The sequence below is a fragment of the Streptomyces marispadix genome (genome assembly GCF_022524345.1).
Lineage (GTDB): Bacteria > Actinomycetota > Actinomycetes > Streptomycetales > Streptomycetaceae > Streptomyces > Streptomyces marispadix.
Genome location: NZ_JAKWJU010000002.1, coordinates 482,505 through 493,565, shown reverse-complemented (window position 1 = coordinate 493,565; position 11,061 = coordinate 482,505). Strand labels below are relative to the sequence as shown.

Annotated in this window: 9 protein-coding genes; 4 read left to right on the top strand and 5 right to left on the bottom strand. The window is 73.3% G+C overall.

The window, feature by feature from the left end; genetic code table 11:
- Nucleotides 1-78: 78 nt before the first annotated feature.
- Nucleotides 79-1,488, top strand: coding sequence for a PP2C family protein-serine/threonine phosphatase (locus MMA15_RS02180; RefSeq protein ID WP_241057237.1), 1,410 nt, complete (start codon nt 79-81; stop codon nt 1,486-1,488).
- Nucleotides 1,489-1,610: 122 nt separating this feature from the next.
- Here the strand turns inward: MMA15_RS02180 and MMA15_RS02175 are convergent, their stop codons facing one another.
- Nucleotides 1,611-2,471 (bottom strand): 3-hydroxybutyryl-CoA dehydrogenase, encoded by an 861-nt coding sequence (locus MMA15_RS02175; protein ID WP_241057236.1) that lies wholly within the window; start codon nt 2,469-2,471, stop codon nt 1,611-1,613.
- A gap of 490 nt (nt 2,472-2,961) precedes the next feature.
- Here MMA15_RS02175 and MMA15_RS02170 point away from each other — a divergent pair, with 490 nt between their 5' ends.
- Nucleotides 2,962-4,227 carry a glycoside hydrolase family 10-like protein gene (locus tag MMA15_RS02170; RefSeq protein ID WP_241062927.1) on the top strand — a complete coding sequence of 422 codons (1,266 nt, stop codon included), beginning with the start codon at nt 2,962-2,964 and terminating at the stop codon, nt 4,225-4,227.
- 115 nt (nt 4,228-4,342) lie between these two features.
- On the opposite strand, the gene MMA15_RS02165 is transcribed toward MMA15_RS02170, so the two are convergent.
- The 3 genes from MMA15_RS02165 to MMA15_RS02155 all read right to left on the bottom strand — a co-directional run bounded on the left by MMA15_RS02165 (nt 4,343) and on the right by MMA15_RS02155 (nt 7,163).
- Nucleotides 4,343-5,482, bottom strand: coding sequence for a hypothetical protein (locus MMA15_RS02165; protein ID WP_241057235.1), 1,140 nt, complete (start codon nt 5,480-5,482; stop codon nt 4,343-4,345).
- A gap of 444 nt (nt 5,483-5,926) precedes the next feature.
- The gene (locus MMA15_RS02160; protein WP_241057234.1) at nt 5,927-6,130 is read right to left on the bottom strand and encodes a DUF1918 domain-containing protein; all 204 of its coding nucleotides are present in this window, start codon (nt 6,128-6,130) and stop codon (nt 5,927-5,929) included.
- Between the two features lie 115 nt (nt 6,131-6,245).
- The gene (locus tag MMA15_RS02155) at nt 6,246-7,163 is read right to left on the bottom strand and encodes a DMT family transporter (RefSeq protein WP_241057233.1); all 918 of its coding nucleotides are present in this window, start codon (nt 7,161-7,163) and stop codon (nt 6,246-6,248) included.
- Here MMA15_RS02155 and MMA15_RS02150 point away from each other — a divergent pair.
- Both MMA15_RS02150 and ligD read left to right on the top strand, forming a co-directional pair.
- Nucleotides 7,162-8,604 (top strand): aminotransferase-like domain-containing protein, encoded by a 1,443-nt coding sequence (locus MMA15_RS02150; RefSeq protein WP_241057232.1) that lies wholly within the window; start codon nt 7,162-7,164, stop codon nt 8,602-8,604. The genes MMA15_RS02155 and MMA15_RS02150 overlap by 2 nt on opposite strands.
- 205 nt (nt 8,605-8,809) lie before the next feature.
- Complete coding sequence (gene ligD / locus MMA15_RS02145; RefSeq protein WP_241057231.1) at nt 8,810-9,817, top strand: non-homologous end-joining DNA ligase; 1,008 nt, start codon at nt 8,810-8,812, stop codon at nt 9,815-9,817.
- A gap of 129 nt (nt 9,818-9,946) precedes the next feature.
- Here ligD and MMA15_RS02140 read toward each other — a convergent pair whose 3' ends face one another.
- Entirely contained in the window at nt 9,947-10,918 is a 972-nt protein-coding gene (locus tag MMA15_RS02140) for a hypothetical protein (RefSeq protein WP_241057230.1), read from the bottom strand.
- Nucleotides 10,919-11,061: the final 143 nt, after the last annotated feature.

Sequence of the window (11,061 nt, the reverse complement as noted above, 5' to 3'; positions counted from 1 at the left end):
GCGGGGACGCGGGGGAGGGGCGGGGCAGCAGTACGGACTGGGGCAGGCGACGGCCCCGCGAGGCCGGAAGGACCACGCATGACCGGAGACCAGGGACCGCGCATCTGCGTGGCCAGCCCCGGCCTCACCGGACCGGACGCCGCGGACGCGGAGCCGGACGCACGCGCGATGACGCGGACGGCGGGAGCCCCGGCGCCGGGCGCAGGCGTGTGGAGGGCCCGCAAGGCGGTGGCCTTCACGCTGCCTGCCTTGTGGGTCGTCGGCGTGCTGGCGTGGGAGCTGCTGCTGCCCGTCGACACGCACTGTGTGGCGCTGCTGGCCGCCACACCCGCGCTGGCGTGCGCGGGCGCCGGCGGACGCACGGGCGTATGGCTGGCCGGGGTCTGCGCGCTGTGCGCGCTCTACCCGCTGGGCTCCGTCCCGGTGTACGAGGAGATCGGCGGCAGGGCGGGCATGGGCGCGGCGATCGTGAGCGTCGCGGCGGCGAGCTGCTTCGCGATCCGTCGGCGGGTGCGGCTTACCGACGAGCTGGCCCGTACCCGGGAGGTGGCGACGGCGGCGCAGCAGGCGCTGATACGGCCGCTGCCGCCCCGCATCGAGGGGTTCACGGTGGCAGCCGGCTATCTCTCGGCGGCCGACGGTGCCGCCGTCGGCGGTGATCTCTACGACGCGATGTCCACGGACCACGGTGTACGTGTGCTGATCGGCGACGTACGGGGGCACGGCCTGGGCGCGGTGAGCACCGTGGCGGCGGTGCTGGGCAGCTTCCGTGAGGCGGCACACGACGAGCCGAGGCTGGAGCGGGTGCCGCACCGGCTGGAACAGGCCCTGGACCGGCATCTCGCCGCCTGCCGTCATGCGTCGGCGGACCACGCCGGCCAGGGCGGCGGAGGAGGGCTCGTCGGCGGCCCGCCCGGCAGTGAAGTCGAGCCCGTCGACGAGGAGTTCGTGACGGTGCTGCTGCTGGAGGTACGCGTGGACGGCACCGTCGTCGCCGTCAACTGCGGTCACCCGTGGCCGTACCGGCTGACCGCGGGAGGCGACGGCAGATGCCACAGCGAACCGGTCTCCGACGCCGTACCGCTGCCGCCCCTCGGCATGCTGCCGCTCCCGCCGGAGGGGCCTGAGCCCTTCCGTCTGCTGCTGCGGCCCGGCGAGGCGCTGTTCCTCTACACCGACGGCGCCGAGGACGCCCGGGACTCGGGCGGCGGCTGCTTCCCGCTGCGCCAGGCGCTCACCGCGGCGCTCGCCGGGGGCGGGGCCAGGCGGGCACGACGTCCCGCACGGCAGGTCACGGCGGAACCGGCGGACGTCGTCGGATCGGTGCGGCGGTCCCTGCTGCGGCACGCGGGCGGCAGCCTGCCCGACGACGTGGCGCTGCTCGCCCTGCGCAACGACCGCGACGAGGACTGCCGGGTCCACGGACGGACGCGGGTCATGCCACCGCCGACCGGTGCGGAGGCGCAGTCGGCGTGCTCGTGCCCGTAGACCACGCGTCCCGCAGACGGCTCGCGGTCCGCAGACGGGCTGAGTCCGTAGACGGCCCGTGTCCGCAGGTGACCTGACTCCTCGGGCCGCGAGTCTCCGTGGACCCCTCGCAGCGGGTCCCGTCAGCCGTACGCGTAGAAGCCCGCGCCCGCCTTACGGCCGAGGCGTCCCGCGTCCACCATCCGCTGAAGCAGCGGGGGAGCGGCGTACAGGGGCTCCTTGAACTCCGAGTACATCGAGTCCGCGACCGAGGCGACCGTGTCGAGACCGATCAGGTCGGCGAGCTTCAGCGGCCCCATCGGGTGGGCGCAGCCGTACTCCATGCCGTTGTCGATGTCCTCGCGGCTGGCGATCCCGGACTCGAACATGCGGACCGCGGAGAGGAGGTACGGGATCAGCAGCGCGTTGACGACGAAACCGGAGCGGTCCTGGGCGCGGATCGTGTGCTTGCCGAGGATTCCGGAGACGGCCGCCTCCGCACGCTTGATGGTCTCCTCGCCTGTGGTCAGCGCCGGGATGATCTCCACGAGCTTCTGCACCGGCGCCGGGTTGAAGAAGTGGATCCCGATGACCTGGTCGGGGCGTGAGGTCGCCACCGCGAGCTTTACCAGCGGGATCGAGGAGGTGTTGGAGGCGAGCACGGCGTCGGGCCGGGTGACGACCTGATCGAGGACCTGGAAGATCTCCGTCTTGACCTGCTCGTTCTCGATCACGGCCTCGACGACGAGATCACGGTCGGCGAGGTCGCCCAGATCCGTGGTGAAGGCGAGCCTGCCGAGGGTGGCGTCCCGCTCCTCCTCGGTGATCTTGCCTCGATCCGCCGCCCTGCCAAGGGAGTTCGCCAGGCGGGTGCGGCCCAGTTCCAGCGCCTCTCCGGTGGTCTCGGCGACCATGACGTCCAGTCCGGCCCGTGCACACACCTCGGCGATGCCCGAGCCCATCTGGCCGCAGCCCACCACTCCGACGCGTTCGATGTCCGTCACCCTCGTGCCTTTCGCTGATCCTTCGGTCCAGGGCGCGACGGGCGAGAGCCCCCTGGGGATCGGCCCGCCGAGGAACGGCCCCCTGAGGAACGGCTCCGTTCCTCCCCCCGGAGCGGTGCGTACGGGGGTGCTCCGACGCCGTCCCCGACGTTACCTCCGAGCGCGGCCGCCTCGTGGGCCGGGGGCGAAAGCCCGCACGGGGGCTTGTACGGGCGCCACAAGCACGGCAGCATCGGCGAATTGGTCTCCACCACTCCGGCTGGCGGTGGCCGTACGACCGAGGACCGGGCGCGTACGGCAGGCGGCCTCGGCCGGTGACCCGCTGCCGGAGAGCGACCATGGAGAGGCCACGGCCAAGACCAGGGACCACGACCAGGACCAGGACCAGGGACCAGGACACCAGGACCACAAGACCAAGGCCCGGGACCACGGGAAGCGGCCACGAGGAGCGGCCACCACGCAGGGGACGACGAAGGGGGAAGGGGACGAGATGCGGCGCATCACACGAAGAGGCTTCGCGGCGGGCTCCGTTGGAGCGCTGGCGGGAGTGGCGGCCGGTTCGACGAACCAGAGCGCCGCGGCGCTGGAGCGGCGACGGGCCCTCGACGCACGGGAACGGGGGTACGGCGCGGACGGCGGCGACCGCGAACTGCGCGGCATGTGGATCGCGACCGTCGACAACCGCGACTGGCCCAGCGCCTCCTCCCTGACGCCCGAGGAGCAGCAGGCCGAGCTGCTGGCCCACCTCGACGCCGCGAAACGGCGCCGCCTCAACACGGTCTGGTTCCAGGCGAGGCCGACCGCCGACGCGCTGTGGCCCTCGCCGTACGAGCCCTGGTCGGAGTGGCTCACCGGAGTCCAGGGCAAGGCGCCGGGCTGGGACCCCTTGGGCTTCGTCGTACGTGAGGGTCACCGCCGTGGTCTCGCGGTGGAGGCGTGGTTCAACCCGTACCGCATCGCGCTCCACGACGATCCGGGCAGGCTCGTGCCCACTCACCCGGCACGGCGCCACCCCGAGTGGGCCGTCGCCTACGGCGGCAAGCTCTACTACAACCCGGGGCTGCCGCAGGTCAGGCGCTTCGTGCAGGACGCCATGCTCGACGCGGTACGCCGCTACGACATCGACGGCGTCCACTGGGACGACTACTTCTACCCGTATCCGGTGGAAGGCGAGACCTTCGACGACGACGCCGCGTGGGAGGAGTACGGCAAGGGCTTCCCCGACCGGGCCGCCTGGCGCCGGAACAACATCGATCTGCTGGTGGCCGAGGCCGCGCGGCGCATCCGCCGGATCAAGCCTCGACTGCCCTTCGGCATCAGCCCGTTCGGCGTGTGGCGCAACAAGTCCAGCGACCCGGCCGGCTCGGACAGCGCGGCGCAGGTGCAGACGTACGACGACCTGTACGCGGACACCCGCAAGTGGGTGCGCGAGGGGCTGCTCGACTACGTCATCCCGCAGCTCTACTGGCACATGGGCTTCGAGGACGCCGACTACGCGAAGCTCGCGCCCTGGTGGGCGGAGACCGTACGCGGCACCCGCACGCGGCTGCACATCGGCGAAGCGCTCTACAAGGCCGGTGATCCGGCGCAGCCCCAGCAGTGGCAGGACCCGGCGGAACTCTCCCGGCACCTCACCTACTGCGAGTCGCTGCCGGAGGTGCGCGGGCATGCGTTCTTCTCCGCCAAGGAGGTCTCGGAGGACGTCATCGGGGCGATGGACCGGGTCGTCGCCGATCACTATCCGCGGCGTCGCTAACGGAGGCGGGCGTCGCTTCGCGGCGAGCAGCCGGCGCAGCGGCAGCCCGCAGCCCGTACACCCCGGCAGCTCGGGGCCCCGGCGACTCGCGGGCTATGCCCGGGTGCCGGCGTGCTCAGCGCGCCGGCGACTCCGGGTCCGGTGCCGGCCGGGAACGCTCCTCCACCCACTGGCGGCAGGCCAGTTCCGCCGGATTCTCATGGCAGGCCACCCAGCTGTCGTCCCGAGGCCGGCCGGCATCCACGTAGAAGAGCTGCTCGGGACGGGTGGGCGCCGCCTCGGTACGGAAGGGCCTCCGCCCGTTCCCCAGCGTCAGATGGCCGGAGCCGCTGTCGGCGTCGCTGTATTCGGCCCTGATCCGCCAGTCGCACGTCCTGCCCTTGGTCACGGATTCGACGTGCAGGCCGCCGGGCGACTCGCCTCCGCCCAGGTCGATCTTCCGGCGGTCGAAGTAGGGCCGTCCCTGGCGTGAGTCGGGGTCGGTGACGATGGGCGGGGAGTCCGGGGCGGTCAGATCGTAGAAGATCCCCTCGTAGGCGGCCCCGCCCTGCGGCGGGAAGACGGCCACGGCCTTCGCCGTCGGCTTGCGGCACGAGATGCCGACCGGGCGCATGTCGGTGATGGAGAGCTGGGCCTTGCGCTTGGAGAAGAGGTTCAGGTTGAAGGCGGCCGCGTCGCCGCCGTTCTTGTACGTGTAGCCCGGCGGGTAGCGGTCGAGCAGCGGCGGAAAGCGCAGCACGCGTCCGCCGAGGGACGTCAGGAAGCGGGCGGCGCCCGTCATGCCCGTGGCCGAGTACGGGGAGAAGGAGCGCAGCTTCGCCGCTTCCTTCTTCGTCAGCGTGCGGTCGAGGACGATCTTCCAGTTCTCCGGCGTCGTACGGTCCTTCTCCACGGTGCCGATGAACGGCCGCTCCTCCTGGTCGACTTGGTCCTCCGCGTGCTGGTTGTCGCGCACCGTGGACTCGGCCAACTGATTGGACGCCCACACCCCGGCGAAGGCGGCGAAGAGGACGCCGACGGCTCCGAAGCACAGCTTCAGGAACAGCGGCTTGAGCCTGCCGCGCCCCGGCAGGCCGCTGCTGCCGGGTTCGAGGGCGTCGGAGGCGGCGTCGAGCCAGGACGGCGAGGACGGGCCGGACGGAGGGGAGGCCGCCTCGGGCGTCCGGCCGGCGGCCTCCGCCTCGGGCCCCGGTCCGTTGGCGCCGGGTAACGGTCCACGAGCCTCGGGCGTACCGGCGGAAGGTGCTGACGACAAGGTGCCTCCACGGCGACGACTGCGTCGGCGACCGTTGACGAGACGGCCGCCGGCGGCATACGCAGCGAGATGTGCTGTGAGATCTGCGCAGAGAAGGTGCTTTGACCGTAATGACCGCGCTGCGCAGTGATTTGGGGCGACAACTCTACCGCCGGGCCGTTGTGCCGGGCGGTCGACTCCGGCCGTAGCGTGGCCAGTTCGGCTGCCCGGGGGTCAACGGACGGGCGAGCGGGCGCCGTTGGCGGGAGACCGTCGATGGCGTGCAAGTCGCCATCCGAGCGGGAACAGCGAGTCGTCACCCGAGCGGGAACAGGGCCGTCACAGGACGAGCCCCGTCCCCGCAGGCCCGTCGGGCGGGCCCCGGGGACGGGGGAGTCGTACCGGGTGAAGTTCGTGGGAGCCGTTCGTGCTCGAAGTTCGCGGCCGTCGTACGCAGGCCGTCGCTCAGGCGTGACGCTTGGCCTTCTTGCCCGCCTGCACAACTGAGTCGGGCCCTGGCGACATCACAGCCTCGTGGCCGTCGTCGAAGCGGACCCTGAACGGCGGTTCGCCGTCCGTGCCCAGCACCTCGACGATCTCCGCCTCGCGGTCGTGCTCGCCCACGACCCGGCCGTGTACCAGAAGACGGTCGCCCGTGTTCGCTCGCATCAGGAGAATCCTCCTGTTCGCAGGGGATGCACCGGAAATCCGTACAGTCCGTGATGTGCTGTCCGTACACATATTCTAAGCCGGATGGCCCGGACCCGCCTCGGTCGTGCGCCCCTCATGTGCGTGCCCTTTGGACGGCGGCCAGGCAGACCAGAACGGCGAGAGCAGTGGCAGGCGCGGCGGGAGGCAGCCGCTCCCCGAGCAGCAGCACCGACCAGCCGAGCGTGAGCAGCGGCTGCGCCAACTGCGTCTGGCTGGCCCTGGCGACTCCCGCGAGGCCCATGCCCCGGTACCACATCAGCAGCCCCAGCAGTTGCGAGCCGGTAGCCACCCACACCAGACCCGCTACCGAGTGCGCGGTCGGATGCGCGGGCTCGGCGAGCAGCGCGGCGAACGCGGCGGGAACCGCCAGCGGCAGACAGCCCACCAGCGCCCATCCGATCACCTGGAGTCCGGTCAGCTCGCGGGCCAGCCGCCCGCCCTCGCCGTAGCCCGCGGCACACACCAGCAGCGCCGCGCCGAGGTAGAGGTCACCGGCTGTGGGAGCGCCGCCGCTCTCATGCAGGGCGAAGGCGACGACGGCCGAGGCGCCCGCGAGCGCCGCACCCCAGAACAGCGGCGAGGGGCGGGCCCCGGTGCGCAGCGACGAGTACAGAGCGGTCGTCAGCGGCAGCAGGCCTACGACGACGGCAGCGTGCGCGGTGGAGGAGGTGCGCAGCGCGAGCGTCGTCAGCAGCGGAAAGCCGATCACGACACCGGAGGCGGAGACGGCCAGCCAAGGCCAGTGCCGCCGAGCCGGTACGGGGACTCTCAGCGCGGCGAGCAGCACACAGGCCACGAGCCCCGCGACGACCGTGCGCAGCGACGTGGCCGACCACGGGCCGAAGCCCTCCAGTGCCCAGGCAGTGGCGGGAAAGGTGAGCGAGAAGCAGGTGACGCCGAGCGCGGCGAGTACGAGACCGCCGCCCTCGGGCCGGGTCCCGCCGTCGACCGCTATTCGCTCGCGCTCGATAGCGCTACTGTTGGCTCTCATGTACGAGCGTAGCAGTGTGGCCGAACTCGCCAGCGTGCTGCGGCAGGAGATGAATCGCTACTCGCCGGGTGAGAAGCTGCCGTCGAGTCGACGGCTTGTCGAGACGCATCGCGTCAGCCCCGTCACCGTCTCCCGCGCCCTCGCGCGGCTCGCCGCCGAGGGACTGGTGGTCACCAGGCCGGGAGCCGGGGTCTTCCGCAGCGGGCCGCGAGCGGCCCCGCCCGCCGAGGGCGACACCTCATGGCAGGAGGTCGCCCTGAGCGCCGACGCCTCGGCGGACCAGGTGCCGCGCAGCGTCGACGCCGGGGGCGTACTGGCCACCCTGGCCGCGCCGCCCCCGGGCGTCGTCGAACTCAGCGGCGGCTATCTGCCCCCCGGCCTGCGCCCCGAGCGGGCGCTCGCCGCCGCGCTGGCCCGCGCCGGACGCAGGCCCGGCGCCTGGGAGCGGCCGCCCGTCGAGGGCGTGGCGGAGCTGCGCGGCTGGTTCGCCCGCGAGATCGGCGGCCCCGACGGCAGCGTCACCGCCGCCGACGTACTGATCACCGCCGGCGGCCAGAGCGCCATCACCACCGCGCTACGTGCTCTCGCCGCGCCGGGTGCGGCCGTGCTCGTCGAGTCGCCCACGTATCCCGGGCTGCTGGCCGCCGCACGCGCCTCGGGTCTGCGGCCCGTGCCCGTGCCGGTCGACACCGACGGTCTGCGGCCCGAACTCCTCGACGGCGCCTTCCGCGCCAGCGGCGCCCGCGTCCTCGTCTGCCAGCCGCTCTTCCAGAACCCGACCGGTGCCGTGCTGCACGCCGAGCGCCGGGAGGCGGTGCTGGAGGCGGCGCGGCAGGCGGGCGCGTTCGTCGTCGAGGACGACTTCGCGCGGCACCTCGTGCACGAGGACGCGGGACCGCCGCCGCCGACGCTGCGGTCGGCCGACCCCGACGGCCGCGTCGTGCACCTGTGCTCGCTGACCAAGGCCACTTCGCCGAGCCTGCGCGTCGGTGCGCTCGCCGCGCGGGGCCCTGTGCTGGAGCGGCTGCGTGCCGTACAGACGGTGGACAGCTTCTTCGTTCCCCGGCCGTTGCAGGAGGCGGCGCTGGAACTCGTCGGTGCGCCTGCCTGGCCGCGTCATCTGCGTAACGTCGCGGCCCGGCTGCGCGAGCGGCGCGAGGTGATGCTCGGCGCGCTCGCCCGCGAGCCCGCGCTGTCGGTGACGCACGCACCGCGCGGCGGCTACCACCTGTGGCTGCGACTCCCGGACGGTACGGACGAGTTCGCGCTCGCCGGGGCCGCGCTGCGTGCCGGGGTCTCCGTCGCGCCGGGGCGGCCGTACTTCGCCGCCGAGCCCGCAGCCCGTCATCTGCGTCTGAGCTTCGCCCCGGCGGCGGGCGAGGGCGAGATCGCGGACGGGGTACGGCGGCTGCGCACGGCATGCGACGACGTGCTCGGCTGAGGCGGGAACGGCCGGAGCTGACGGGCGGAGCGGACGGCCGAAGCGGGAGGGACGGGGCGGACGGTCGGGAACAGGGGGCACGGAAGCGGGCGTGGCACGGCCCGTGGACTCCGCGCACCTCCGCCCGCCCGGCGCCGCGTACGCCCGCAGCATGGCCCGTACGCACCGGGGTACCTGCCACCGCGACCAGGGAGGAGCCACAGCCATGAGCACACTGCTGGACGCGCTGCCCGCCGGGCACCGCAACCGGCTGCGCGGCGCCCCGCCGGGCGCCGAGCTGGCCGCGAGCCCCATGCTGGCGACGCTCAGCGACCGGCGTGACTTCTCCGGAGGCGGCTGGATTTTCGAGCGCAAACTCGACGGCGTCCGCGTCCTGGCCGTACGCGAAGGGGACCGGGTCCGGCTGCTGTCCCGCACCGGCCAGCCCCTGAACGGCACCTATCCCGAGATCGTCGACGCCCTGGCCGATCAGGACTGCCCGGACTTCACCGCCGACGGCGAGATCGTCGCCTTCTCGCACGGCCGTACCGACTTCTCCCGGCTCCAGCAGCGCATGCAGCTCACGGACCCACGGCAGGCACGTGCCTCGCCCGTCGCCGTGACGTACTACCTCTTCGACCTGCTGCGGCTCGACGGCCAGGACGTACGGGCCCTGCCGCTGCGCGTCCGCAAGTCGCTGCTGCGCCGCGCCCTGCGCTTCCACGGCCCGCTGCGCTTCACCACCCACCGCAACCAGGGCGGGCAGCGACTGCTGGACGAGGCCTGCGGGCGCGGCTGGGAGGGACTGATCGCCAAGGTCGCCGAGGGCCGGTATGCGACGAGACGGTCCCCGGACTGGCTGAAGCTCAAGTGCGCCGCGGGCCAGGAGTTCGTCGTCGGAGGCTTCACCGAACCCGCGGGCAGCAGAACGGGGTTCGGCGCGCTGCTGCTCGGCTACCACGAGCGCGGACGCCTGCGGTACGCGGGCAAGGTGGGCACCGGCTACGACCGGGCGACGCTGCTGGACCTGCGGCGCAGGATGGACGAACTGGAGCGGCCACGCTCGCCGTTCGCCGATCCCGTGCGGGAGAGGGGCGCCCACTGGGTGTCACCGGAACTCGTCGCGGAGATCGGCTTCACGGAGTGGACGAGGGACGGAAGGCTGCGGCACCCGCGTTATCTGGGGCTGCGGGACGACAAGTCGCCGGGGGACGTGGTGCGCGAGCGGCCGTGAGTCACCGTGCGGGCTCCGAGTCCCGGTGCGGGCCGCAAGCGCCTTTCGAGGGTCGCCGTATGCGCCAGCGGGAACGGGCCCCGCCCTTGGACGCCCCGCCATTGAAGTCCTTGCCTATGACGTCCCCGCCTATGACGTCCCTGCCTTTCGCCGGGCCTGGTCCGCCGCCTGTTCGGCCTGCTCCGCCCGCCGGTCCGCCTCCCGTCCGGCGCGCTCCGCGTCACGTGCCCGCTTCCGCGACTCCTTACGGGCCTCCTCCGCCTCGCGCAGCTCACCGCGCAGCCGCTCGACGCGTTCCTCCGCGTCCTCGCGTTCCGCGTGTGCTGCCGCGGTCTCCTCATGCGCGGCGTCCGCCTCGCTGCGCAGGCGTCGTGCCTCGTCGGCGGCCTCGCGTGCGGCGGCCCGCTCCGCCTTGCGGTTCTGCTCCGCCTTCTTGCGGTTCTGCTCCGCCGTCCTCGCCGCCCGCTGATCGCTCTTCGGTCTCCGTACGCCGGTCTCCGTCGCGGTGCCCGCGGCGGCGTCCTTCGCGGTGCGCTTGCCGGTCCCGGTGGCGGCCCGCGCGGCGGACTCGGCGGCTCCACGCCCGGCGCGGACCCCGGCCGGTGCAGCCGCCGCCTCGCGTGCCGCCGCGTCGAAACCGGCCGTGGCGGTCAGCGGCCTCGCCAGCCGTCCAGCCGCCCACTCCTGCGCGGCGTCGGGATCCGTCAGCACGGCGTGCAACGTCTGGGCGACCTCCTGCTGTGCCTGCGCTCCCAGGGGCTGCCCGGCGGCGGAGGCGAGCCGTTCGGCCTGCCTGGCCAGGGCGCTGACGAGCTGATGCTGCCTGCGGGAGAGGGCACGCAGCTCCTCGCCGTCCAGACTGCGGTGGGCGCCGCGCAGTTCCTCGCCGAGGTGCAGCAGCGGCGCGACCTGCTCGCCCTGCTCCCGTACCAGCAGATTGCTCGCCCAGGCGGCCAGCGTGGGGCGGCGCAGAGCGCGGATGCGGGCGGCCAGCTCGCGCTGTCCTTCGCGGCGCGCCCGCTGCGCGCGGTCGTCCCGTGCGGCGGTGAACTCCTGCGGGAGCAGCCCGTACAACTCGTCCGCGACCTCGTCCAGTTCCACGACCGCCCGCTCCCGTGCCCGCCGCTCCCGGGCGCACCCGGTCGCGATGCCCCGTGAGGACCGCAACGACCGTAACGACCGCGACGACGGAGGTGACCGCAACGACCCGCAATGACAGTGATGACCGCGATGATGACGTGCGC

Bases quoted from the DNA above. Each gene is read 5' to 3' on its own strand.
- MMA15_RS02180 (WP_241057237.1), top strand. From the start codon at position 79: ATGACCGGAGACCAGGGACCGCGCATCTGCGTGGCCAGCCCCGGCCTC.
- MMA15_RS02170 (WP_241062927.1), top strand. From the start codon at position 2,962: ATGCGGCGCATCACACGAAGAGGCTTCGCGGCGGGCTCCGTTGGAGCG.
- MMA15_RS02160 (WP_241057234.1), bottom strand. From the start codon at position 6,130: ATGCGAGCGAACACGGGCGACCGTCTTCTGGTACACGGCCGGGTCGTG.
- MMA15_RS02150 (WP_241057232.1), top strand. From the start codon at position 7,162: ATGTACGAGCGTAGCAGTGTGGCCGAACTCGCCAGCGTGCTGCGGCAG.
- MMA15_RS02155 (WP_241057233.1), bottom strand. From the start codon at position 7,163: ATGAGAGCCAACAGTAGCGCTATCGAGCGCGAGCGAATAGCGGTCGAC.
- ligD (WP_241057231.1), top strand. From the start codon at position 8,810: ATGAGCACACTGCTGGACGCGCTGCCCGCCGGGCACCGCAACCGGCTG.